The following is a 26049-nucleotide window of genomic DNA, read 5'->3' on the forward strand; positions in this document are numbered from 1 at the left end:
TCGCTCCTTTCAAATTAGTTAAACTACAAAAAAATAAACACTCATGGGAAAAGGATTTTTTAATGTACCAATTGCAGTGAACGAGCCTGTAAAATCTTATGCACCAGGATCGCCTGAACGCGAAGAAGTTTTAAAGGCATACAAAGATATGTACAACAGCACCGTTGATGTAGGTATGTATATAAACGGAAAAGAGGTAAAAACGGGTAACACCAGAACCATGTCTCCGCCACACGATCATAAACATGTGGTTGGTACTTACCATTTGGCAGAAAAGACACACGTAGAAGAGGCCATTGCTACTGCTTTAGAGGCCAGAAAAACGTGGTCGCAATTACCTTGGGAGCAGCGCGCCGGCATATTTTTAAAAGCTGCCGAATTAATTGCTGGCCCATACCGTGCAAAAATTAATGCGGCCACCATGATTGCGCAGTCTAAAAATATTTATCAAGCTGAAATAGATTCCGCTTGCGAACTAATAGACTTTTTGCGTTTTAACGTGCAATTTATGTCGGATATTTACATGGACCAACCTGAAAGCACCAGCGGCGCATGGAACCGTGTTGAATACCGTCCTTTAGAAGGGTTTACCTATGCTGTAACACCATTCAATTTTACAGCTATTGCAGGTAATTTACCGTCTTGTATGGCGCTCATGGGTAATGTGGTTGTTTGGAAACCTAGTAACAACCAAATATTTTCGGCCAAAGTAATCATGGATGTTTTTAAAGAAGCTGGTGTACCAGACGGCGTTATTAATGTTGTTTTTGGAAATCCGGGTATGATTACAGACACCGTATTAGCGAGTCCAGATTTTTCTGGCCTACATTACACAGGTTCAACACCTGTATTCCAAAGTTTATGGAAGCAAATTGGCAACAATATTGAAAAATACAAAACATACCCAAGAATTGTAGGAGAAACTGGCGGTAAGGATTTTATTGTAGCACATAAATCGGCAAATCCGAAACAAGTAGCTACTGCTATTTCCAGAGGTGCTTTTGAGTTTCAAGGACAAAAGTGTAGTGCAGCATCCCGCGGCTACATTCCAAGTAATTTATGGGAAGAGGTTAAAAAATACGTTATTGAAGATATTGAATCCTTTAAAATGGGATCACCAGAAAACATGGACAACTTCATTACAGCTGTAATAAACGAAGCGTCTTTCGATAAACTAGCTAAATACATAGATCAAGCAAAAGCCGATACCGATGCTGAAATAATTATAGGTGGAAACTACAACAAATCTGAAGGTTACTTTATTGAGCCAACTGTTATTGTTACAACCAATCCGAAATACACAACCATGGTAGAGGAATTGTTTGGCCCTGTAATGACAATTTATGTATACGATGCCGATGATTACTCAAACACGTTAAAATTAGTTGACTCTACAAGTGAATACGCTTTAACAGGTGCTATTTTAGCTACCTGCCGCTACGCTATTGAGGAAGCAACCAATGCTTTACAAAATAGTGCTGGTAACTTCTATATTAACGACAAGCCAACCGGTGCCGTTGTAGGACAACAGCCGTTTGGTGGCGCCAGAGCATCCGGAACAAATGATAAGGCAGGATCTGCTCAAAACTTGTTACGCTGGGTTTCGCCACGATTAATTAAAGAAACATTTGTAACACCAGTTGATTACAGATATCCGTTTTTAGGCTCTTAAACTTTTAGCTCCTAAAATTATAAAAACCCTTAACTTTCAAAAAGTTAAGGGTTTTTCTTTTTAATTATATCCGTACCCTTACGAGCTGTTTTTGCACCACTATTTAACCTTTAAACTTAATGGGTAAATGCACGACTTTTTTTGTTTCGAAAAATTCTTCTGTATAGAAATCGGAAATATTATAAATGGTTGCTGTTTTATAGTCTTGAAGTTCTTCAGATAAATCGCCTCCTTTTAAATACAAAATTCCATTTTTAAGGTCATGATTTTGTTTTTTGGCAACTTTACCTTTTATCCAATGTACAAACGTTGGCATGGCAGCCACTGCTCTACTGATAATAAAATCGTAGGTATCTTTAATTTCTTCAACACGGGAATGCGTCGTTTTTACATTGGTTAATTCTAACCCTGCAACAACCTCATCCACCACTTTCAATTTTTTAGCAATACTATCCACTAAATGAAACGAACATTCCGGAAACAAAATAGCCAGTGGAATACCTGGGAAACCTCCACCCGTTCCAACATCCATTAATTTTGTGCCAGGTTTAAATGTAATTACTTTTGCTATGGCTAAAGCATGGAGTACGTGGCGTAAATACAGCTCGTCTATATCTTTTCTAGACACCACATTTATTTTCAGGTTCCAGTCTTGGTACAAAACCTCCAATTGCTCAAATTGTTTTATTTGCGCTGCGCTTAAATTTGGAAAGTATTTTAATATTAGCTCCATGTTTTTAAAAAATTTTGGACAAAAGTAGGTAATTTAAATTTTGGCTTCCGAAATTTTTTCTAGTAACACGCCAGTTATTAACACCCAACGTTTACTTTCAAAACAACCCAGACCAGCTTTACACTATTTTGGTGGTTTGGATGCTTTCCGGATTTAACGCCGTTTTTTGTGATAACTTTATCCCGGAGCAAATGTATATTAATTATATTTGCATAAATACAACAAGAAGCTAGCACCTAGCCTCTTTCAATAATACCATTAGAATGACAAATAAAACCATTTCATTTTCTAGAAACGACTCTGCTAAATTTTTTAGAACACTTAACAAACGTGTAAATGATTATTTCAAAGAAAACAACTTAAAAAAAACAGGTAACTGGAAACTATATGTAAAGGCTGTTGTAATGTTTACCTTGCTTTTAGGGCCATTGGTACTTTTATTAACTGTAAGCATGCCCGGATGGCTGCAAATACTTTGCATGATTGTAATAGGCATTGGCATTGCTGGTGTTGGTATGAACGTAATGCATGACGCCAACCACGGCTCATTTTCCAGTAAAAAATGGGTTAATACCCTTATGGGAAGTAGTATTCATATTTTAGCTGGAAACGATTATAATTGGAAAGTGCAACATAATGTTTTGCACCACACGTACACCAACATTCAAGGTCATGACGAAGATATTGATGCAGGCCGAATTATTCGATTTTCCAAGCACGCTAAATGGTCCAAAATTCACCAATACCAAAAATACTATGCCTTTTTACTTTATGGATTACTTACCGTAAATTGGGCTATTACAACCGATTTTAAACAAACCTATGTTTATTTAAAACGGAAATTATCTTACGGCGACTTTCCAAATCCAGCCACACAATGGACCAAATTAATAATTGGCAAAATAGTTTACTATTCTATTTGGGTGGTATTACCGCTAGCGTTAGGATTTGCTTGGTGGCAAGTATTCATTGGCTTTTTTATTATGCACTATACCGCAGGCATTATTTTAAGTGTTATTTTTCAATTAGCACACGTTATGCCTAATACAGACATGCCTTTACCCGATGAAAACGGCACAATGAAAAACACGTGGGCTATACACCAGTTGTTTACCACTTCCAACTTTTCGCCTAAAAGTTGGATTGTCGAATTTTACACAGGTGGCCTAAACCGCCAAGTAGAGCACCACTTATTCTCGCATATTAGTCATGTGCACTACAAAAACATTGCAAAAATAGTAAAGGAAACAGCTCAAGAATTTAGCTTGCCATACAATGAGTACAACTCAATTTGGACGGCTATTGCAGAACATTACAATCAATTAAAAGAACTAGGTAGAAAGCCAAGTATGGCCTAATTTAATTTATTTTCAAAAACATGACACGCCTTTCAGATAGAGTTTTAAACATGGCTACTTCTGCCACATTAGCGATGGCGGCAAAGACCCGCGAATTACGCGCCGAAGGTAAAGACATTATTGGGTTAAGTTTAGGAGAACCCGATTTTAATACACCAGATTACATAAAAGAGGCAGCCATTCAAGCCATTCATGATAACTACAATTCCTACACACCGGTTGATGGATATGTGGAATTAAAAGAAGCTATTATTACCAAATTTAAACGCGATAATAACTTGCATTACACCTTGCCGCAAATTGTGGTATCTACGGGTGCTAAACAAGCACTTTACAATGTAGCGCAAGTACTTATTAATCCAGGCGATGAAGTTATATTACCCTGCCCGTACTGGGTAAGTTACGCCGATATTGTAAAATTAGCTGGCGGTATTCCAGTGGAAGTACAAACAAGTATTGCAACCGACTTTAAAATGACACCACAGCAGTTGGAAGCTGCCATTACACCAAACACAAAAATGATTTGGTACAGCTCTCCTTGTAATCCTAGTGGCTCGCTTTACAGCAAAGAAGAACTTCGTGCCTTGGCCGACGTTTTAAAGCACCATCCAGATATTTATGTAGTTTCCGATGAAATTTATGAACATATTAATTTTACCGAAAATGGCCATGCCAGTATGGCGCAATTTCCAGATATGTTTAACCGGACCATAACCGTAAACGGTGTTTCCAAAGCATTTGCCATGACCGGCTGGCGCATTGGCTACATAGGTGCTCCTGAATCCATTGCCCGTGCCTGCAACAAACTACAAGGACAAGTAACTAGCGGTGCCAATAGCATTGCCCAGCGTGCCGTAATTACCGCTTTAAACGAACCACCTTCACGGGTTAAATTTATGATAGACGAATTCCATATCCGACGTGATTTGGTATTAACTTTATTAGATGATGTTCCGGGGTTTGTAAACAACACACCAGAAGGCGCTTTTTATGTGTTTCCTAATATTTCGGCTTTCTTTGGAAAAACCCTAAAAGGAACCACCATTAACAATGCAACCGATTTCTCATTATTTTTACTAGAACACGCATTAGTAGCTACCGTTACTGGCGATGCTTTTGGAGACCCTAATTGCATACGGTTGTCCTACGCTGCCAGTCAGGCGCAAATAACTGAAGCCATTAAGCGCATTAAAGCTGCTGTATCGTAATACAATCCGTTTGCTTTATACTCATAACAATCCACTTCCCACGAAGTGGATTTTTTTTATCTGTAAAAAAGCATTCACAAGAAATTAAGGCGCAGGTTTAGCGATTTCGCCAAAAAAATGGTGTGAGTAAAATAAGTACGGTAAATAATTCTAATCGGCCAATAAGCATTAAAAAGGCGGCCCACCACTTGGCTAAAGGCTCTAATGCCGCATAATTGTTTACCGGACCAAATTGACCTAAAGCCGGACCAACGTTACCCAAACTAGAGGCAGCAATACCTATGGCAGACATAAAATCTAAACCAAACATAGAGAACACCAAAGAACCTACAATAAAGGATAACATATATAAAATGAAGAAGGCCAAAATATTAAAAACAATATCGCCTGAAACGGCTCTTGAATTATAGCGCACGGGTAAAATAGCATTAGGATGCAAGGCACGTTTAAATTCTAAAAAACCATTTTTTATTAAAATTAAATGTCTTACCACTTTTACACCTCCGGAAGTACTGCCAGCAGAACCGCCTAAAAACATGAGTCCAAAGAAGAATACCACTAAAAATGGCGACCATAGAGTGTAATCGGCCGTAATAAAACCGGTAGTTGTAACCACACTTAATACTTGAAACAAGCCATGACGAAAGGCACTTTCTGCCGCACCCCAAACCATTGGGTGATGAATGCTTGATACACTCGCATCGGCCTTAAAGTATATTATAAATGCAGCAATAGCCGTAAAAATAACAATAAACGAAAGATACAGCTTAAACTCGTCGTCCTTTAGTATTTTTTGAACCTTACCTTTAAAAGCAAAGTAACTTAAAACAAAGTTGGTGCCCGCCAAAAACATGAACCCTATAATAATATACTGAATAAGGGGCTGATCATTCCAATAGGCCACACTAGCGTTTTTTGTAGAAAACCCACCAGTAGATAAGGTACTTAAAGCATGATTCATAGCATCAAACAGACTCATTCCTGCTAGTTTTAACAAAATAGTTTCGGCAATGGTATAGCCAAAATAAATAAGCCACAAGCGCTTGGCCGTATCGGTAATTCGGGGGTGTAGCTTATCGGTGTTTGGGCCAGGCGCTTCGGCAGCAAACAATTGCATACCGCCAATACCTAAAAGAGGTAAAATAGCAATGGCTAACACAATTATTCCCATACCACCAATCCAGTGGGTTAAACTGCGCCAAAACAAGATGCCTTCAGGCATAATTTCAATATCGTTTAAAACCGTGGCTCCGGTGGTGGTATAACCCGACATGGTTTCAAGGAAAGCACTTGTAAAATCCGGGATAGCCCCAGTAAAAATATAAGGTAAACAACCCGAAAAAGCCATTGTAAGCCAGCCAAAGGTAACCACTATATATCCTTCCCGCTTATTAATAATTTTTTGATGTTTTCTAGTGGGTATCATAAGTGCTAAACCTACCACCAACGTGCACAATGCTGCCAGCAACAAGTAGTTTGTAACACCATCTTCGTACAGCTTACTAATTAAAGCGGACACTAACATGAAACCACCATTAAATAATAGTAAGAGACCTAAAAAATGAAAGATTATTTTATAGTTAAGTTTCATGCTTATAAAAACAGTTTTTCCACATCTTTTATGGAGCGTGGCAAACCACAAATTACCACCCGGTCGCCCTCTTGAATTTTAAAATCGCCCAAGGCAATATAACCAAGTCCATCTCTAATTACACCTGCAATAATAGCCGATAATGGGAAAGCCGCATCCTTAATTAGGGTGTTACAAATTTTAGATTGTGCCTTTACCCTAAACTCCAATAATTCGGCGTCCATATTGTTTAATTTGGTCATGGCTAGTACCTCGCCACGACGCACAAACCTAAAAATGGTATTGGCTGCAAGTAGTTTTTTATTAATTAACGTATCGATACCAATGGATTGTGAAAGCTCAAAATAATCCATGTTTTCTACCAAAGAAATGGTTTTTTTAACCTGTTTGGACTTGGCCACCAAACTGGACATAATATTTATTTCGCTATTGCCTGTTACCGCAATAAAGGCGTCCATATCACTAATATTCTCCTCCTCTAAAAGCGCCACATTTCGGCCATCGCCATTAATAACCAAAACATTTGGCAGCTCATCGGCAATATCGAAGGCTCTGTTTTTGTCCTTTTCTATAAGCTTAACATGAAAGCCACTTTCGGAGAGATCGCGTGCTGTTTTGTATCCTATTTGGCTGCCTCCAAGAATCATAACATGCTTAATACCTGTATTGGTTTTACCAGTTATTTTACAAAGTTCTTCGGCACCACCTTCAGAGGTAATAAAAACAACATGATCGCCTTCCTTAAATTGTGTATCGCCACGCGGTATAATGGTAAATTGAGTCCCAAAACGTTGTATAGCTATTGGTACAAAATGAATTTCTGGGAAAATTTTTGCAGCCTCTTTTACCGTTTTGCCAACAAAGGCCATTGTTCTGGACAAATCTAAACCAACCATGGTTAAGGCCCCATCTTCAAATGAAAACGTATCGCTAAAAGCCGATTGGTTTAGTAGTAATCTAATTTCGGCAGCTGCTAATGCTTCGGGCGAAATTAATTCGTCAATACCAAATTTTATAAAACCTACCTCATCTTTGTAGTGAATAAACTCTGTATTAGAAATTCTGGCAATAGTCCGTTTGGCGCCTAGCTGCTTGGCTAAAACACACACCGTAATGTTGGTAGTTTCGGAAGAGGTAACGGCAATAACTAAATCGCTTTCTGCCACGCGCGCATCCTTTAGCATGGCTATAGAAGTGGCATCGCCTTTCATGGCCTTAATATCCAAATGCGTATCGGCATTTAACAAGCTAGCTTTATTAGTATCTATGAGCGTAATTTCTTGCGATTCGAAAGATAATAGTTTCGCTAAATGAAATCCAACTTCACCAGCTCCCGCAATAATAATTTTCATTTGTAATGTAAGTTTAAACACCGGCTAAAACCCTAGCGCTGTTACTAAACAAGCCACTATGCAAGTCGTGTGCTTCTTATTTAAAAGACATGCAAATATAAAGCAATTTAAAGGACTTTACGAGTATATTTATTCATATAATAAATTACTAACTAGTTGCTTAATGCCTGTACAATAGTTTATATTTGCAAAAAAAGAAAGACCGTGGCAAAAGTAAACCCCTACAAAAATAGCAGTTTAAGTAAAAAAGAACAGGTTACGCAAATGTTCGACACCATATCTGGCAATTACGATGGCTTAAATCGGGTAATTTCCTTTGGTATAGATGTATCGTGGCGCAAAAAAGTGGTGGCTATTGTTAAGGCACAAAATCCAGAAACTGTTTTGGATATTGCCACAGGTACAGGCGATTTAGCCATTATGCTAGCTGAAACGAATGCTAAGAAAATTGTAGGTTTCGACATCAGTAGCGGCATGCTTGAAATAGGTAAGCAAAAAGTAGCCCATAAAAACTTAAGCAACACGGTGGATATGGTTTTAGGCGATTCGGAAAACATGCCTTTTGAAGACAACTCTTTCGATGCTATTACAGTAGCCTTTGGAATTCGTAATTTTGAAACGTTAGAAAAGGGGCTTGCCGAAATTTATCGGGTACTAAAACCCAATGGCACTTTTGTAATTCTGGAAACTTCTATGCCTACAAAAACACCTTACAAACAAGGTTATAAGTTTTATACTAAAAATATTTTACCACTAATTGGCAAAGTGTTTTCTAAAGATAAAACAGCTTACACCTATTTATGCGAATCGGCTTCTGTTTTTCCTTTCGGTGAAGAATTAAACAATATTTTGCGTAAAATTGGGTTTACTAATGTAACAGACTTGCCACAAACTTTTGGTGTGGCAACTATATATACATTATCAAAATAGTTTTATGAAAAAACACCTGATAAGCTTAAGTTTAATCTTGCTTTCGCAAATTGCTTCAGCACAGCTATTTACTAAAGAAAAAATTCGAAATTTAGAAACTGAAGATAAAAAGCTATTAAGTTATGGCTTTTTTTTAGGCTATAATAGTTACGATTTTAATTTTGACTATAACAACGATTTAGCCGATATATTGGTTGAAAAAACAGGTGGATTTAATGTGGGCTTATTGGGTAACTTACGTGTCATGGAATACATGGATTTACGCTTTGAACCTGGTTTATACATTACCACCAGAAATTTAGTGTATAGCGAAACCTATTTTAACGGTATCGATTTTACGAGTACCGATTTAAAACGCGAAGTAAAATCGACTTACATCCACTTTCCGCTGTTAATGAAATTTTCTACCAAACGTATTAACAATTTTAAACCATTTGTTGTAGCTGGTTTATCTACGGCACTTAACTTATCTAGTAACGAAAACAATCCAGACGACAATAGTAGCGGGCAATTTAGAACTAAAAAAAACATGTTCTTTTATGAGGTTGGCTTTGGTATCGATTTTTATTTGTATTTCTTCAAATTTACACCATCTATAAGAGGCGTTTTTGCGTTAAATAACGAAATCGTTCCAGATGCTGATCCTAACAGCCCATGGACTGGCAATGTTCATAGCATGAAAACACGGGGTGTGTTTTTAAACTTTACCTTTCAATAAGCTAAACAGCACGCGTTAAGTCAAGCGTTTAAACTCGCTTAACAAAATAGCTGTTGCAGTAGCTACATTTAAGCTTTCGGTTGCTTGAATAGGTCCAAAACGCGGAATACTAATGCGGTTGTTTATATAGCTGCCAACAGCTTGGGAAATACCATTGGCTTCGTTTCCCATTACCAATACCGCGTCTTCCATAAGCGTTTCAGCATATACAGAATTTCCATCCATAAAAGCACCATAAATAGGGCGTGTGGTATTTTCTAAAAAAGTATCTAAAGCTGTGTAGGAAACAGATACTCGGGTAATAGAACCCATGGTTGCCTGAATTACTTTTGGGTTATAACAATCTACCGTTTCTGGGCTACAAACCAAATAACTTATTCCAAACCAATCGCATAACCGGATTATTGTACCTAAATTACCCGGATCGCGTACCGAATCCAAAACAACGGTAATACCCGTGTCTGTTATAGGTTGTGGTGTTGGCATTCTAAAAACAGCTACGGCCTGGTTGGGTGTTTTTAAAGCACTAATTTTTTTTAACTCGGGCGCAGTAATTAGCGTTTCTAAATTGCTAGCCAAACCAAAAGACTCCAGGGTGTACAATTGCTCCAACTGCCACTGCGATTTTAGGAGTTCCTTAATAGTTTTTACACCTTCGGCAATAAATAAACCAGACTGCTGGCGGTACTTTTTTTGCTGTAAGCGCGTTACTTCTTTAACTTGGTTTTTGGATAACATGAAACCTATTTTTAATGCTGCCAACAAAATTAGAAAAATAAAATACAACAGACTTAAAATGTCCTTTTATATACATGCTTTATTGTTGTGGAAATAATGTATTTTTGAGCAAAATTTCAGAATTTTAGCTTACTAAACGGCAGATACCAAAGGGTGTTTAAAATGAAAACTTTTGCATAATCACATGTCAAAAATAGCGTTTGTTCTAGTTCTTGCATTGCTTACAGCTTCATGCAACACCGTAAAGCGCGTTGGAAATACTGAAAAACTACTTACCAAAAATACGGTATATATAAACCAAAAGGCCAATAATACCGAAGCTATAACGAATTTAGTTTACCAAAAGCCAAACCGTAAACTTCTGGGCATACCCATCCGGTTGCACATTTACAATTTAGCCCGACCAAATATAGACTCCATTTTAGAGGCCAAAATTAACAAAACAGCCAAACGCCGAAACAGACTAGAGAGACTGCTATCAAAAAAACAACTTACCCAATATATAAACTCGAGAAAAGGGTTTAACTCCTGGTTGCAAAACACCGGCGAAGCGCCCACCATTATTAATAAAGACAAAACAGAGCGTACAATAAACAGACTGGAAGCCTACTATTTTCATAACGGTTGGTTTAATGCAAAAGCAACCGCCAAAACCGTAGCCGTGGACTCCAGCCGTGTTAAAGTAGATTACCATGTACAAACAGGCAAACCTTATATAGTAGACACCTTAAGCGTAAGTATAGCATCGCCAGCCATAGACAGTTTATATCAGGCACCAGAAAACAAAACATTAATTGAGAAAAACACCCAGTATAAAACAGCTACCTTTGAACAAGAAAAAACCAGATTAACCAATTATTTTAGAAATAATGGTGTTTACCACTTTAAAGAAGATTATGTTTATTTTGAAATGGACACCATTAGAACTGGCCACAAGGTAAAAGTAGATTTACAAATTCAAGATCGATTAATAAAAAATGACGATTCCACCACACGCAAACCTTTTGAAGTTTACACCATTAAGGACGTTAATATTTTTACCGAATACGATTTTTTAGACAAACAAACCAAACAACAGGACACCTTACAGTACAAAGGCTACACCATTTTTAGTCCCGGAAAATTACGCTTTAGGCCAAAAACATTAACAGACGCCGTTTTTATAACACCAGATTCTACGTTTCGAGATATGGACAGAACCTTGTCCTACCGCTACATTTCCGAACTACGCACCTTTAAATACCCGAACATAGAATACATTGAAAACACCGATAACACCCTTACGGCAAATGTATACCTAAATCCAAAAAAGAAATTTGGTTTAGAATTTAGTGCAGAAGTATCGCAAAGTAATATCCAAACCATAGGATTTTCTTTAAATCCATCGGTTTTAATGCGAAACGTTTTTGGCGGTGCCGAAACTTTACAACTTACAGGATTTGGATCTATTGGCGCTTCCAAGGACGCTGCCAACGACCAAGATCGGTTTTTTGATATTACGGAATGGGGAGCCGATTTAAAACTAACCATACCAAGGCTGTTGTTACCCTTTAATACAGACAAGCTTATTCCAAAAAGCATGTCGCCTACCACCCGCATGAGCATTGCCACCTCCAGCCAACGAAATATTGGGCTGGATAAACAAAACTTAACAGGCACTTTAAATTACCGTTGGAAACCAAATTTTAAAGTTACCAATCGCGTGGATTTGTTTAGCGTTCAATATGTAAAAAGTTTAAACCCAAGCAACTATTTTAACGTATACAGCACCGCTTACAACACACTAAACAACATTGCCCAAAGCATAAATTATATTAACCCCAATACCAGTTTAGGCATTCCGGAAGAAGCCAATTCTTTTATACAAGAAGCGTTAAGCAATAACCCGCCCTTTGGTTTAAGCGTTAATAACATCCAGAACATTCGCAATATAAATGAACGTAAGGAGCGTTTAACCGAAAACAACCTTATAATTGCTTCCAGTTACAGCTATGTACGCGATAACAGAACCAATTTATTCGACGAAAATTTTTCTATTTTTAGAGGAAAAATAGAATCGGCTGGCAACCTCCTTTCGCTAGCCTCCAACATGTTTGGAACCCCAAAAAATGCAAACGATAATTTTGAAATTTTCGATGTGGCCTATTCACAATACCTAAAAACAGAATTAGATTATGTAAAACGCTGGGATTTAGGCAAAAAGCAGGTTTTAGCGTTTCGTGGCTTTTTTGGCATTGCCATACCGTACGGCAATTCAAATAGCATCCCGTTTTCAAAAAGTTTTTTTGCCGGCGGTACCAATGATAATCGCGCATGGACCGCATACAGTTTAGGCCCAGGAAGCTCCGATAGTAACGACGAGTTTAATGAAGCTAACATGAAACTGGCTTTTAATTTGGAATATCGTTTTAATATTTTTGGCGATTTTTACGGTGCTGTTTTTGCCGATGCTGGCAATATTTGGAATGCTTTAGATAATATTGAGGACCCCCAAGCTACCTTTACCAACCTAAATTCCTTGCAAGATATTGCCCTAGGTAGCGGCTTTGGCTTGCGTTACGATTTTGGTTTTGTTATTTTTCGTTTCGATACCGGTTTTAAAACCTACGACCCTTCCTACCAAATGGGAAACCGCTGGTTTAACGACTACAATTTTACCAACGCTGTTTATAACATTGGTATTAATTACCCTTTTTAAGCTATTAATTTTATTATTTTTGTTACCATAAAACACATACTATGTCACATTCTATAAAACCAGGCGTTGCAACTGGACACGAAGTTCAAGCTATTTTTAAACTTGCAAAAGAAAAAGGCTTTGCCCTTCCTGCTGTAAATGTTGTAGGTTCCAACTCCATTAATGGTGTTCTGGAAACGGCAAGAGATTTAAACGCGCCCGTAATTATTCAATTTTCTAATGGTGGTGGCGTTTTTAACGCTGGAAAAGGCTTAAGTAACGAAAACCAAAAAGCAGCCATTGCTGGCTGTATTGCCGGTGCCAAACACGTGCATTTAATGGCAGAAGCATATGGCGTTCCTGTTATTTTACACACAGACCATTGTGCAAAAAAACTGCTACCTTGGATAGACGGCCTACTGGATGCTAGCGAGCAACATTTTAAGGAAACAGGTAAACCGCTATACAGTTCGCATATGATAGATTTGAGCGAGGAACCCATTGAAGAAAATATTGACATTTGCAAACGCTACCTACAACGAATGAGTAAGATGGGCATGACTCTGGAAATAGAATTAGGTATAACAGGAGGCGAAGAAGACGGTGTAGACAATACAGATGTAGACGATTCTAAATTATACACCCAACCGGAAGAGGTAGCCTATGCGTACCAAGAGTTGAGTAAAATAAGTAACCAGTTTACCATTGCTGCAGCCTTTGGGAATGTGCATGGCGTTTACAAACCTGGCAACGTAAAGCTAACACCAAAAATTTTAAAAAATTCGCAAGCATACGTTTCCGAAAAATTTAACCTCCCTCACAACCACATAGATTTTGTATTCCATGGTGGTTCTGGTAGCTCCGTGGAAGAAATTCGCGAAGCCATTGGTTATGGTGTTATTAAAATGAATATCGACACAGATATGCAATATGCATTTACCTCCGGCGTACGCGATTATATGAAGGATAAAGAAGCCTACTTACAAAGCCAAATTGGCAATCCAGACGGCGACGACATCCCAAATAAAAAATACTACGACCCACGAGTTTGGCTTCGAAAAGGCGAAGAATCGTTTGTAGCGCGCTTAAAAAAAGCCTTTGAAGATTTAAACAACGTAAACACACTTTAACAAAATAACAAAGCGAAAAACGCAGATTTAAAATTAATCGTGTACTTTTGCTAGACTAACAAATGCGGAAACTACAGCCTGAATTCATTATTCTAGCTAGCCGCCTAACTAACAAAAATCGTTAAGCACTATGTCTTGGTTTAAACGAAAAGAAAAAGGAATTCAAACCTCTACGGAGCAAAAAAAAGACACACCCAAAGGGTTGTGGTATAAATCGCCTACCGGTAAAATTGTAGACGCTAAAGAATTAGAGCAAAACTTTTACGTAAGTCCAGAAGACGGCTACCATGTGCGCATAGGTAGTAAAGAATACTTCGAGATCTTGTTCGATAATAATGAATTTAAAGAATTGGATGCGAAACTAGAATCCAAAGACCCTTTAAAATTTGAAGACACAAAAAAATACCCAGAACGTTTAAAAGCAGCTCAAGAAAAAACCAAACTTCAGGACGCTGTTCGCACAGCCGTTGGCAAATCCAAAGGCAAGGACTTGGTAGTTGCCTGTATGGATTTCTCATTTATAGGAGGCTCTATGGGCTCTGTGGTTGGCGAAAAAATAGCACGAGCAGGCCAATATGCATTAAAGAAAAAAATACCATTCATGATTATCTCCAAATCTGGAGGCGCACGGATGATGGAGGCAGCTTTGTCCTTAATGCAATTAGCAAAAACATCGGTTATATTGGCACAATTAGCAGATGCTGGCATACCGTATATTTCCTTATGTACCGATCCAACAACGGGAGGTACAACAGCATCTTTTGCCATGTTAGGGGATATTAATATTGCAGAACCTGGTGCTTTAATTGGATTTGCTGGACCACGTGTAGTGCGCGATACCACCGGACAAGATTTACCTGAAGATTTTCAAACATCGGAGTTTTTATTAGAACACGGTTTCCTGGATTTCATTACACACCGAAAACATTTGAAAGATAAGGTCAATTTGTATATTGATTTAATTACCAATCAGCCTTTAAGAGCCTAAAATTTAAAAAGCCTTTAGATAAATTTCTAAAGGCTTTTTAATTAAAATATTTTCACTAAAACGAAAACGACCACTTTAATTTTAGATTATAGTTTGCCTGCGATAGCAAGCCATTTAGGGATTTTCAAAAAATTCTATATAATTTTCAAAAAAAAATCACAATAAAAATTGCATAAATTCTTTTTTTTTTAGGTTTGATAGTCAAAAATTTTTAACTGCGGTTTTTACAAGGTACCCATGTTACTTGTTTTTAACAATTCAGATTAATCTAAAACCAACGTTGGTTAATTTTTTTCAAAGTTCAAGAAGCACCTTGTTAAAACCTTGTATTCCTTTATCACCTTGTTTCTAAATTTTTAATAACCATCTTAATAATTATTAAGATAAAAACTTAAAACAATTATGAAAAAAGTATTGTTTTCAGGAATACTATCATTAGGAATAGTAGTAACTGCTTTTGCTTCAAGCAATTTCATAGAAAAAGCAGAAACAATTAAAGAATTTAAAAAACCAAAATTGGTAACTTTTGTTTGCGAAAGCGGATATAGTTTTCAATATTATGAAGTAGATGGATATTCGCAAGCCGATTATAAAGACATGCAGAATGCAGCTTGCAACGACCCAAACAATTATTAAGACACATAAGTTAATAATTACAGATATTTTAATTTATTAAAAACTAATGCGGTATGTTCTGAGCGTATCGCATTTAAAATATTATTAAATGAAAACTCAAATACTTTTATACGCAATAATCATATCTTGTTTGAATTTATGGTCTCAAAAAAAAGGCATTGTTTATTATGGTCAAATTGAAAGTATTGGGCTAAAAGGACCACACGGACCAGATTTTAATTCATTTTTGTTATATAATTCAAATGAATCCTATTATGTAAGCGCCAAAGACTCTTTAGACAGTAAAACAGAATTCAAAAAAGTATATGACAATGCCGATGGCAGTGAAGGCCTTGCTTACGCTGTTTACACAACACCTTTAGGCAAACAAGTGTATTATAATAGAAAAAAAGACAGCATATATTGGTCTCAATGGAATAATTTTTATGTAGCAGAAAAGACACCCAGAATTAATTGGAAACTTGAAACCGAAACCAAAAAGATTGGCAAATTTACTGTAAACAAAGCCACTGGCGAATTTAGAGGCAGAATTTATACCGCTTGGTACACTTTAGAAGTACCACTTCCATTTGGTCCCTGGAAACTACAAGGTTTGCCTGGTTTAATATTAGAAGCTTATGATAAAGATAAAGAAATGTATCTTTACTTTAAAAGTTTGGAATATCCAACTGATAACCAAACTGCTATTGCTCAAATTAGAAGTTACGAAAATCAACTTATTTCATGGAAAAGTTTAGATGATTTTAAAGAAAGACTTGATAAAATGTATGAAAGAATGCGCAACAGCTCCATTACTATTGCCCAAAAATTGAATACAGATGTACCAGAACAAAAAGTTAAAAGCGAAGCATTATTGGAGTCATTTTAATAACAATTTCTAATTGTATGGCTCTAAAACCTATATACAGCTTAATTATTATAGGTATACTATTTATAAATTCCTCAAAACTAATTGCGCAAGAAATTCAAATTTATGGCTCTGTCAAAAGCGATAGTAATACTCCCATTGACAATGCAAATGTTGTAATTTCTAATAACAAATCTATACTTGCCTATTCATATACGGACTCAATTGGTGCTTTCAATTTTAAATTAAAAAGCACAAAAGAGCCTTTTTTAATCTTATCTGTATATTCTTTAGGTTATAAAAATATTTCCGACACTATTCAAGTTAGCTCAAATTCCCAAATTCATAAACTATCATTTACACTCTCTGAAAATTTAGAACAACTTGATGAAGTAGTAATAGCGTCAGATGCCAAAATCAAAAGAGAGGATAATAAGTTCGTTTACAGCGTGAATGCTTTTAAAGATAACACAGAGCAAACAGTTGAAGATATTTTAAAAAAGCTCCCTGGAATCGAAGTATTGGATAATGGTCTCATTAAGGCTCACGGACGCTTTATTGATAAACTTTTAATTGAGGGAGAGGACATGTTCGATAAAAATTATTCGATACTTTCAAAGAATTTAGATGCCAAAGTATTAAAGGAAGTAGAAATTTTAGAAGGTTTTGAGGATAACCCTGTTTTAGCTAAAGTTTTAGCTTCAAATAAAGTGGCTGTAAATTTAGTGCTTAAAGAAGAATATAACAATATTTGGTTTGGAAATATCAGCACAGGACTTGGGAGTAAAGAGCGCTTTAATCTAGCATCAAATGTTGGACTGATTAGAAAAAAGATAAAGTTTTTCAATTTCAATAACTTTAACAATTTAGGTAGTTTAGCTAGAAATCAAATAAATATAGCACAAGAAGAAAATACTACTTATTCCAATTTTAACGAATTAAAAATTGACCCTATTTATGAAACTCCTGATTATCAAATTCAATTTTTCAACAATAATGAAGCCATATTTAATAGCGCATTCATAAACTCATTGAGTTTTGTAAAAAGTGTAAATTCAAAACTAAAAGTAAGAGGAACAGGCTATTACCTAAAAGATAATGAAGATTTTTTATCAACATCTGAAACTATATTCAACACGACTAATCCTTCTATTACTTATAATGAATCTCGTAGAATTGAAAGTAAAAATCCGCTTGTTGGCGGAAATATTGAATTAAAATATTTTATTGACGAACAATCTTTTATAAAAAATACACTGAATTTCAAAAACACAGATAATCTTACCAATCAAAATCTATTATTTAACGATACTCCAATAAATGAAAATCTAAAAACCAGTCAAGCATCGTTTTTTAATCATTTAAATTATACGGTACTTATCAATAAAAAATTAATCCATAATTATTTTTATTTTGGCAGAATTAATTCAGACCAACAATTAAATTTAATATCACCTACTTTAAATATGGTTTTTATTCAGCCTGAATTTAAACCGATAAAAAATACAACTAATGATGAATCTCAGATTATAGGCAGTAAAAGCTCCTTGCTAATTAATATGGGTAAGATTGAAAATACCTTAGAACTAGGAATTGAAAACTTACATGAAAAACGAAAAAATATATTTAAATTAACAGATCAAACTGAAATTGACACGCTTCAAAATAACCTGAAACATAAACAAGACAAACTATTTTTTACATCCAATTTAAGGTATAAACCATCAAAAAAAATTGAATTATATGGATCCTTATCATTTGAATATGTGAAAATTGATAATTATCTTGACGAAAACAATCATATATTTCTTAATCCAAAAATTGGATTGAGACTTAAAAACTTAAAAATTGGAAATCTAAATTTCCAATTTCATCGTGATTATATAGCACCTGCAACTAAGGTATTTCTTGAGAATTTCCAATTAAGAAATTATCAATCCTTTATTAGAGGTGATACATCATTTTCATTTACCAAGCGTAATAAATATAAATTCAGCTATTATATCTCCAATGAATTACAAACGCAAACTTTATCAATTACAACACAGTTTATAGAAGCAGACGGAAGATATACGAGCAGTAATTTTCTCAATCAGGATTTTAGTTTCAGCACCTTAAAATTTGAAAAAGGAGGTGATATTTTAATCTCTAAAATTGACATAACATCTTATTTTAAAAAATTAAAACTATCTACAAATCTAGGAGTCTTATGGAACACAACAAATACACCTATAAAACTCAATTCTGTAAACTTTAGTAATTTAAATTTAGTTAACAGTTCTTACTTTTTAACTGGTAGAACCTATTTTAATTCGGACATAAACTTTAATTTTAAATTGAATTTAAATGAAACTAAATCAACATTGAATTCTGTAACTTCAATTACTAATTGGAAAACGATAGCTATAGATGTTAATTATAATTTGAACAATGAATTAACCGCTTTATTGAAAAATAAATTTTATCTTTTGCAATATGGTAATTATAGCTTTATAAATTTTGAACTCAATTTCAGTCCTGAAAAATCAAAATTTTCATATCGTTTAATTTTCAATAATTTAAATAATGAAAACGAATTAATCATGGAAAACATTAATGAAGTTAGCACTTACACATCTGAAATTAGATTATTACCTCGATATTTATTTCTAGAAGCAAAGTATCGATTTTAAAAATTACTAATTGGATTTGCTGGACCACGTGTAGTGCGCGATACCACCGGACAAGATTTACCTGAAAATTTTCAAACATCGGAGTTTTATTAGAACACGGTTTCCTGGATTTCATTACACACCGAAAACATTTGAAAGATAAGGTCAATTTGTATATTGATTTAATTACCAATCAGCCTTTAAGAACATAGAAACTCGTTTTTTAATGATTGTTTGCTTAAAAAATAGTAGATGTCTTTTTCAAACAAAAAATGGCTGAATAATTAAAATTTACTATATTTGCAGCTTGAAAGAAAATCTTTCATATACATAACAATCATTTACAATAATATTAGAATGTATTTAACTAAAGAAGAAAAGCAAGCGCTTTTCGCAAAACACGGTAACGGAGCAACCGATACTGGAAGCGCAGAAGGTCAAATTGCTTTGTTTACAAAACGTATTGAACACTTAACGCAGCACTTAAAAACAAATCGTAAGGATTATAACACCGAGCGTTCACTAGTAAAACTAGTAGGTAAGCGTCGTTCTTTACTAGACTACTTAATTAAGAAAGATATCTTAAGGTATCGTGCTATAATTAAGGAATTAGGATTAAGAAAATAACAATTTTAAGAGGCTTCGCGCCTCTTTTTTGTTTTATAAACACCTCATACGTAAGAGTCTAAAAAACGTAAAATAAGAAGCTAGTTCAAAACAGATAAGGCCTAATTGGCTGTAACATGAACTATAAGTTTTTCATTGGTCACACACAACAACTACAACAACAACACAACGACCATTGTTTAATTAGAATTAAAAATTTATGATTCCAAAAGTATTTAAAGAGGTCATTGACCTTGGTGATGGTAGAGAAATTACCATTGAAACAGGAAAATTAGCAAAACAGGCACACGGTTCTGTTGTTGTTCAGTCCAGAAAATGCATGATGCTGTGTACAGTTGTTTCCAATTACAAACAAAGTGATGTAGATTTCTTGCCATTAACTGTAGATTACCGCGAAAAATTTGCTGCCGCGGGTCGCTACCCAGGTGGATTCTTTAAAAGAGAAGCCAGACCAAGCGATGGCGAAGTACTTACTATGCGTTTAGTGGACCGTGTGTTACGACCATTATTCCCAAAAGATTACCACGCCGAAACACAGGTAATGATCCAATTAATGTCGCATGACGATGATGTTATGCCAGATGCCATGGCCGGTTTAGCCGCCTCTGCTGCCATACAACTATCCGATTTCCCATTTGAATGCCCCATATCTGAAGCACGTGTAGCACGTGTAAATGGCGAATTCATTATAAATCCAACTCGTACACAATTAGCCGATTCGGATATTGATATGATGATTGGTGCCTCTGCCGACTCTGTAATGATGGTGGAAGGAGAAATGAATGAGATTTCTGAAGAAGAAATGGCCGAAGCTATTAAGTTTGCGCACGAGGCTATAAAAGTGCAATGTGCCGCGCAAGTTAAACTAGCGGAAGCTGTTGGCAAAAAAGCCACACGCGACTATGCTCCAGAGCGCACAGACGCCGCTTTAGAGCAAAAAATTCACGATATGGCCTACGATAAAGTGTATGCTATTGCTAAAGCCGGATCGGCTAAACACGAACGCAGCAACGCTTTTCAAGAAATTAAAGAAAGTATTGTTGCCTCCTTTACCGAGGAAGAACAAGAAGATTACGGCGATTTAATTTCAAAATACTACAACAAAGCTGAAAAAGCAGCCATACGCGACTTAACTTTAAATGAAGGCTTGCGTTTAGATGGCAGAAAAACAGACGAAATACGACCAATTTGGTGCGAGGTAGATTACTTACCGTCTACACACGGCTCGGCCATTTTTACAAGAGGCGAAACACAAGCGTTGGCAACCGTAACATTAGGAACTTCTCGCGATTCCAATCAAATAGATATGCCATCGTATGAAGGCGAAGAACGTTTTTATTTACATTACAACTTCCCACCTTTTTCTACTGGTGAAGCCCGTCCTATTAGAGGGACATCTCGCCGCGAAGTAGGCCACGGAAATTTAGCGCAGCGTGCGTTAAAAGGTATGATTCCAGATGCTTGTCCGTACACGGTTCGTGTGGTTTCAGAAGTATTAGAATCTAACGGATCTTCCTCTATGGCTACCGTTTGTGCTGGAACAATGGCTTTAATGGATGCGGGTGTACAAATGACCAAGCCTGTTTCGGGAATTGCTATGGGACTAATTTCCGATGCCGAATCTGGAAAATACGCCGTATTGTCTGATATCCTAGGCGATGAGGACCACTTGGGCGACATGGATTTTAAAGTTACCGGAACAGCCGATGGTATTACCGCCTGCCAAATGGATATTAAAGTGAAAGGCCTATCCTACGAAATTTTAGTAAACGCCTTAAAACAAGCCAGAAATGGCCGTTTACATATTCTGGATAAACTAAACGAAACCATAGCCAAACCAAACCCAACGGTTAAGGAGCACGCACCTAATATGGTAACCAGACGCATTCCTAACGAATTTATTGGTGCCTTAATTGGTCCTGGTGGCAAAGTTATCCAGGAAATGCAAAAAGAAACCGATACCACAATTGTAATTAATGAAGATCCTGTAACCGAAGAAGGTATTGTAGAAATTTTAGGCGTGGGCAGAAAAGGTATTGATACCGTTTTAGCTAAAATCGATGCCCTTTTATTTAAACCAGAAGTTGGTAAGGTTTACGAAGTAAAAGTTATTAAAATGTTAGATTTTGGTGCCGTGGTAGAATACACTGCCGCCCCAGGAAACGAAGTACTTTTACATGTAAGTGAATTGGCATGGGAACGCACCGAAAACGTATCGGATGTTGTTAACATGGGCGATGTTTTTGAAGTTAAGTATTTTGGAATTGATTCTAGAACACGAAAAGAAAAAGTATCGCGTAAAGCTATTTTACCAAAACCAGAAGGCTATAAAGAACGTGCCCCACGAGACGATAAGCGCTCCAACGGACGCGATAACCGCAATGGTAGAGACAATAACAGAACTAACGACAAACGTCGGGAGGACAGAAAACCAAAAAACGAATAAAAAACACACAGGTTTTTTATACTACAATAACATCGGGCTTTTTTTTAAAAGACCCGATGTTTTGTTTTTGGTTGCCACGTAACTCTAAAATAAATTTGTTTTATATTAGTGACTGTAAATTATTTAATTATTAAGCTTAAACCCCAAACTCATGAAAAAAAATCAATTACTCCTCCTCTTTTCATTAATGCTATTTATGGCCCCTATTCTGGAATCCAACGCATGCACCCGTTTTATCTATTGTGGTGAGGACCATCAGGTAATAACCGCCAGATCCATGGACTGGTTTGAAGATGTTCATAGCGACGTATGGCTTTTTCCAAGAGCCATGAAAAAAGACGGCGGTTTAGGCGATGGTTCCATAACATGGACATCCAAGTATGCTAGTGTTGTTCTGTCCGGTTACGACATTGCAACCGTAGATGGCCTTAACGAAAAAGGCCTGGTTGCCAACCTTCTATATTTAGCGGAAACTAAATTTGGAGAAACAAACAATAAGCCAACCTTATCTATTGGCGCATGGACACAGTATGTTCTGGACAACTTTGCTACAGTAAATGAAGCGGTGGAACACCTTCAAAAAGAGCCCTTTCGTATAGTTGCTAGCACACTACCCAATGGTTCTTACCCAGGCTTACATTTATCTTTATCCGATAAAACAGGTAACTCCGCTATTTTGGAATATATTGATGGTAAGTTGGTAATACATCACGGAAAAGAACATGCCGTTATGACCAATTCCCCTATTTACGAAGAGCAAATTGCCTTAAATAAATACTGGGAAAACATTGGGGGCATGACCATGCTACCGGGAACAAATAGAGCTAGCGACAGGTATGCGCGCGCCTCATTTTACAGCAAAGCACTTCCTAAATTTAAAGATAACCGCATGGCAGTATCGGCTGCCTTTAGTGTCATTCGCAATGTTTCTGTACCATTAGGCATAGCAGACCCAGAGGCTCCAAATATTGCAACAACCATTTGGAGAACAGTAGCAGATCAAAAGAATTTGGTTTATTACTACGAATCGGCTATATCACCAAACGTATTTTGGATAGATTTAAACAGCATGGATCTTTCTGGTATTAAAAAACCAAAAAAAATAGACCTACAAGGACACCCTATTTTTGCTGGAAATATTGCCGATAAATTTGAAACGACCAAACCTTTTAAATGGTTAGCACCTTAAAAATTAGCCGCATAAAATTGTATACTAAAACAAGCCCTTCAGACTAAATGAAGGGCTTGTTTTTTTTAAACCCGCTTGAACACATCCATAATTTTTTATAATAGAAACAGACAAGCTGTCAGATTTTTGTCAGTTTCAACAACCAACCGCATTGTAATATTCTTAAATAAACAACCCGTATCTTACGAATATGTCACTTTATAACCTAGGGTTCTTCTATATCCTAATTTTTAAAATTTAAGCGTTTATATTCAGGCTTCCGTACAATCCTTGCACATAAGGTATTTAATAAAAACCAAACATTACCAACACATGAAAGTACTCGTAATTGGAGCAGGAAATATGGGATTAACCTATGCAGAAGGCATGGCCAAATCGGCTTTATTAGGTTCGCAAAAGTTAAAAATTTACGACACAGATCCGAAAAAAATAGCACGCTTAAGCCAAGATCCCCATTTTAACGTGTATCATAATCTTGAAGATTGCCTACCTAAGGCCGATATTGTCTTTTTAGCTGTAAAGCCTTACCACATCGACGATTTATTTCAGCACATGACGCCCCATATTAACCAACAACAAATATTTGTTTCACTCATGGCTGGCGTTACTATACAAACTATAAGCAGCCAACTAGGCGCTGCAAAAATTGTGCGTGCCATGCCCAATTTACCAGCTAAAGTTGGAAAAGGCGTAACCTCGTATACAGAATCGGATAGGGTGTCGCGAGTAGAACTCATTATGGTAAGAAATTTACTAGACACCACCGGAACCTCAATACATGTTAGTACCGAAAAATTTATTGATGCCTCCACAGGTATTTCAGGAAGTGGGCCTGCCTATGTGTTTTACTTTATGCAATCCATGTTAGAGGCGGCTTTAAAAATGGGCTTTTCGGCATACGATTCTAAAGTACTGGTAAGCAACACCTTTGAGGGCGCCATAGAACTGTTTAATCAATCTAATATTTCACCCGAAACTTGGATAAGTCGCGTGGCTAGTAAAGGGGGTACCACACAAGCTGCAATAGATTCTATGGAGGACAACAATGTAAAACAACTTATTCAAGATGCTGCTTATGCTGCCTTCAACAGGGCTATCGAGCTAGGTAAAAACAGCTAGACTATTCACAAATTCACAGCGGTAAGCTACCGCATTAAGTAAAGAACACTATTGTTTTTAATAAAAAATCATTTAAAATAGCTGGTTTAGCCCGCTATTGCTGTTTGCAAAGCTTTTTTGTATATTTGTATAGTAAATGTGTAAAATTATTGAACAAAAAAGACGCCCATTCTGATAAAAAGGCGCGCACGTAACGTGTTGATGTTCAAAGCCCCTCAAAAAATAAAAACATGATTCGTTATTACAGAAATGAAATTTGGAAAGACGTCATATTTGATGATAAAATTTGCGAAAAAGAAAAGTATAAAATTTCCAATTACGGTAGAATTATAAATTGTAAAACAGACGAAGAGTTTCTGGTAAAAGAATATTTTATAAACGGCTACCAAACCATTCCGTTAAAGCAAAAGAAAAACGGCAAACAAACCAGTAGATATGTACACCGACTTGTAGCCGAGCATTTCCTGGAAAAAAATGATGGTGTTTGTGTTATTCACTTAAATTACGACAAAAAAGACAACCGTTTAGAAAACTTAAAATGGGCCACCAAACGCGAAAAAGAACTGCACCAGTTTAATCATCCAGACTGGGACGCTATTGTAGAGCGGAGAGGCAAAAATATTGGTAAATTAACCGAAGGTAAAGTCCGAATTATTAAGCGCCAATTAAAAAATAACCGTACCCGTATAAAAATGATTGCCAAACGTTTTGGAGTATCGGATATGCAAATTCACCGCATTAAAACCGGCGAAAATTGGAGCCACGTTAAAATTTAAACAAACAACTATCATACTTTTAAGCAGATTTAAATAAGCCACTTAAGCCAGCTGACAAGGCCACGACGGGTGTTATTTCTTTAAATTAACACCCGTTCGTTATTGTTAAAAATTGCTTCTAACAGCCTGTGTTAACAACCTGTGAAAATGGGGTTCTAATGTATTTTGTTAGTATATTTGAAACATGAAAAACATTGGTTTTAAAAATAATATACGGACCATCCTATCTGTTTCTGGATTGGTGTTACTATTATTATTAGCACCATGCAAGGTAAGAGACTTCATTCAAGCGGAGTTAAACCTGCCTAAACAAGAGGTTTTAAACAAAAGTCAGACCACCATTTCGCAAAGTAGCTGTGCGACTTTCAAGCTTTTAGAAAGCACAGAAACGCCGTCTAAACCAACACCAAAAACCCCTAATCTGCTAGTAGTATTAAAGCCTAGCGCTGTTTTCGGACACAGTTACTTACCGCAACACCTTTCCGAAGATAACCTACTCAAAACACCTGCTCCGCAACCTATTCCGTTGTATATTTTATATCGGAATATTAAAATTTTCAGCTAATTATTTTCTAAATAACAAAGCGCTACAAAAACGTGTCTGTCATGTAAAGTCAGTTTTCGTAATCACTTTGTTCACATTTAACTACAGTAGTCTTGGTA

The 26049-nt window shown here is 36.4% G+C and carries 21 protein-coding genes and 1 pseudogene; 18 read left to right on the forward strand and 4 right to left on the reverse strand.

From position 1 onward, the window contains the following. Positions 1 to 43: 43 nt before the first annotated feature. Positions 44 to 1672, forward strand: coding sequence for an L-glutamate gamma-semialdehyde dehydrogenase (gene pruA / locus ACFSQP_RS08795; protein WP_376893525.1), 1629 nt, complete (start codon positions 44 to 46; stop codon positions 1670 to 1672). 103 nt (positions 1673 to 1775) lie between these two features. On the opposite strand, the gene rsmG is transcribed toward pruA, so the two are convergent. Next, entirely contained in the window at positions 1776 to 2405 is a 630-nt protein-coding gene (rsmG, locus tag ACFSQP_RS08800) for a 16S rRNA (guanine(527)-N(7))-methyltransferase RsmG (RefSeq protein WP_376893527.1), read from the reverse strand. 263 nt (positions 2406 to 2668) lie between these two features. Here rsmG and ACFSQP_RS08805 point away from each other — a divergent pair, with 263 nt between their 5' ends. Both ACFSQP_RS08805 and ACFSQP_RS08810 read left to right on the forward strand, forming a co-directional pair. Further along, positions 2669 to 3763: a fatty acid desaturase family protein gene (locus ACFSQP_RS08805; RefSeq protein ID WP_376893529.1), complete on the forward strand. Its 1095-nt coding sequence runs from the start codon at positions 2669 to 2671 to the stop codon at positions 3761 to 3763. A 20-nt stretch (positions 3764 to 3783) separates the two neighbouring features. Beyond that, positions 3784 to 4971 carry a pyridoxal phosphate-dependent aminotransferase gene (locus ACFSQP_RS08810; RefSeq protein ID WP_376893531.1) on the forward strand — a complete coding sequence of 396 codons (1188 nt, stop codon included), beginning with the start codon at positions 3784 to 3786 and terminating at the stop codon, positions 4969 to 4971. Positions 4972 to 5068: 97 nt separating this feature from the next. On the opposite strand, the gene ACFSQP_RS08815 is transcribed toward ACFSQP_RS08810, so the two are convergent. Both ACFSQP_RS08815 and trkA read right to left on the reverse strand, forming a co-directional pair. Continuing rightward, positions 5069 to 6562 carry a TrkH family potassium uptake protein gene (locus tag ACFSQP_RS08815; RefSeq protein WP_376893534.1) on the reverse strand — a complete coding sequence of 498 codons (1494 nt, stop codon included), beginning with the start codon at positions 6560 to 6562 and terminating at the stop codon, positions 5069 to 5071. Between the two features lie 2 nt (positions 6563 to 6564). Then, on the reverse strand, positions 6565 to 7914 hold the full coding sequence (gene trkA, locus ACFSQP_RS08820) for a Trk system potassium transporter TrkA (protein ID WP_376893537.1): 1350 nt from the start codon (positions 7912 to 7914) through the stop codon (positions 6565 to 6567). 204 nt (positions 7915 to 8118) lie between these two features. Between trkA and ubiE the strand changes: the two genes are divergently transcribed. Both ubiE and porT read left to right on the forward strand, forming a co-directional pair. Continuing rightward, positions 8119 to 8844: a bifunctional demethylmenaquinone methyltransferase/2-methoxy-6-polyprenyl-1,4-benzoquinol methylase UbiE gene (ubiE, locus tag ACFSQP_RS08825; RefSeq protein ID WP_376893539.1), complete on the forward strand. Its 726-nt coding sequence runs from the start codon at positions 8119 to 8121 to the stop codon at positions 8842 to 8844. A 4-nt stretch (positions 8845 to 8848) separates the two neighbouring features. Beyond that, positions 8849 to 9562 carry a type IX secretion/gliding motility protein PorT/SprT gene (gene porT / locus ACFSQP_RS08830; RefSeq protein WP_376893541.1) on the forward strand — a complete coding sequence of 238 codons (714 nt, stop codon included), beginning with the start codon at positions 8849 to 8851 and terminating at the stop codon, positions 9560 to 9562. A 15-nt stretch (positions 9563 to 9577) separates the two neighbouring features. Here the strand turns inward: porT and ACFSQP_RS08835 are convergent, their stop codons facing one another. Then, positions 9578 to 10300, reverse strand: coding sequence for a TrmH family RNA methyltransferase (locus ACFSQP_RS08835; RefSeq protein WP_376893543.1), 723 nt, complete (start codon positions 10298 to 10300; stop codon positions 9578 to 9580). A gap of 184 nt (positions 10301 to 10484) precedes the next feature. Here ACFSQP_RS08835 and tamL point away from each other — a divergent pair, with 184 nt between their 5' ends. The 13 genes and pseudogenes from tamL to ACFSQP_RS08900 all read left to right on the forward strand — a co-directional run bounded on the left by tamL (position 10485) and on the right by ACFSQP_RS08900 (position 25951). Beyond that, positions 10485 to 12998: a translocation and assembly module lipoprotein TamL gene (tamL, locus tag ACFSQP_RS08840; protein WP_376893545.1), complete on the forward strand. Its 2514-nt coding sequence runs from the start codon at positions 10485 to 10487 to the stop codon at positions 12996 to 12998. A gap of 41 nt (positions 12999 to 13039) precedes the next feature. Beyond that, entirely contained in the window at positions 13040 to 14107 is a 1068-nt protein-coding gene (fbaA, locus tag ACFSQP_RS08845; protein WP_376893547.1) for a class II fructose-bisphosphate aldolase, read from the forward strand. A gap of 130 nt (positions 14108 to 14237) precedes the next feature. Beyond that, the gene (accD, locus tag ACFSQP_RS08850; protein ID WP_376893548.1) at positions 14238 to 15095 is read left to right on the forward strand and encodes an acetyl-CoA carboxylase, carboxyltransferase subunit beta; all 858 of its coding nucleotides are present in this window, start codon (positions 14238 to 14240) and stop codon (positions 15093 to 15095) included. 402 nt (positions 15096 to 15497) lie between these two features. Continuing rightward, entirely contained in the window at positions 15498 to 15731 is a 234-nt protein-coding gene (locus tag ACFSQP_RS08855) for a hypothetical protein (protein WP_376893550.1), read from the forward strand. Positions 15732 to 15819: 88 nt separating this feature from the next. Beyond that, positions 15820 to 16599 (forward strand): GLPGLI family protein, encoded by a 780-nt coding sequence (locus ACFSQP_RS08860; protein ID WP_376893552.1) that lies wholly within the window; start codon positions 15820 to 15822, stop codon positions 16597 to 16599. A gap of 17 nt (positions 16600 to 16616) precedes the next feature. Further along, a complete protein-coding gene (locus tag ACFSQP_RS08865) occupies positions 16617 to 19250 on the forward strand; it encodes a carboxypeptidase-like regulatory domain-containing protein (RefSeq protein WP_376893554.1) in 2634 nt (877 codons plus the stop codon). 6 nt (positions 19251 to 19256) lie between these two features. Continuing rightward, a pseudogene (locus ACFSQP_RS08870) lies at positions 19257 to 19441 on the forward strand (acetyl-CoA carboxylase, carboxyltransferase subunit beta); the annotation flags it as partial. Positions 19442 to 19586: 145 nt separating this feature from the next. Next, the gene (gene rpsO, locus ACFSQP_RS08875) at positions 19587 to 19856 is read left to right on the forward strand and encodes a 30S ribosomal protein S15 (RefSeq protein WP_376893556.1); all 270 of its coding nucleotides are present in this window, start codon (positions 19587 to 19589) and stop codon (positions 19854 to 19856) included. Positions 19857 to 20055: 199 nt separating this feature from the next. Further along, positions 20056 to 22302, forward strand: coding sequence for a polyribonucleotide nucleotidyltransferase (locus ACFSQP_RS08880; protein WP_376893559.1), 2247 nt, complete (start codon positions 20056 to 20058; stop codon positions 22300 to 22302). A gap of 151 nt (positions 22303 to 22453) precedes the next feature. Continuing rightward, on the forward strand, positions 22454 to 23491 hold the full coding sequence (locus ACFSQP_RS08885) for a linear amide C-N hydrolase (RefSeq protein WP_376893561.1): 1038 nt from the start codon (positions 22454 to 22456) through the stop codon (positions 23489 to 23491). Between the two features lie 312 nt (positions 23492 to 23803). After that, a complete protein-coding gene (gene proC, locus ACFSQP_RS08890; protein ID WP_376893564.1) occupies positions 23804 to 24610 on the forward strand; it encodes a pyrroline-5-carboxylate reductase in 807 nt (268 codons plus the stop codon). A 230-nt stretch (positions 24611 to 24840) separates the two neighbouring features. After that, a complete protein-coding gene (locus ACFSQP_RS08895) occupies positions 24841 to 25386 on the forward strand; it encodes an HNH endonuclease (protein WP_376893566.1) in 546 nt (181 codons plus the stop codon). A 184-nt stretch (positions 25387 to 25570) separates the two neighbouring features. Continuing rightward, entirely contained in the window at positions 25571 to 25951 is a 381-nt protein-coding gene (locus tag ACFSQP_RS08900) for a hypothetical protein (RefSeq protein WP_376893568.1), read from the forward strand. Positions 25952 to 26049 lie beyond the last annotated feature (98 nt).

It is taken from the genome of Bizionia sediminis (assembly GCF_042684585.1).
GTDB lineage: Bacteria > Bacteroidota > Bacteroidia > Flavobacteriales > Flavobacteriaceae > Algorimicrobium > Algorimicrobium sediminis.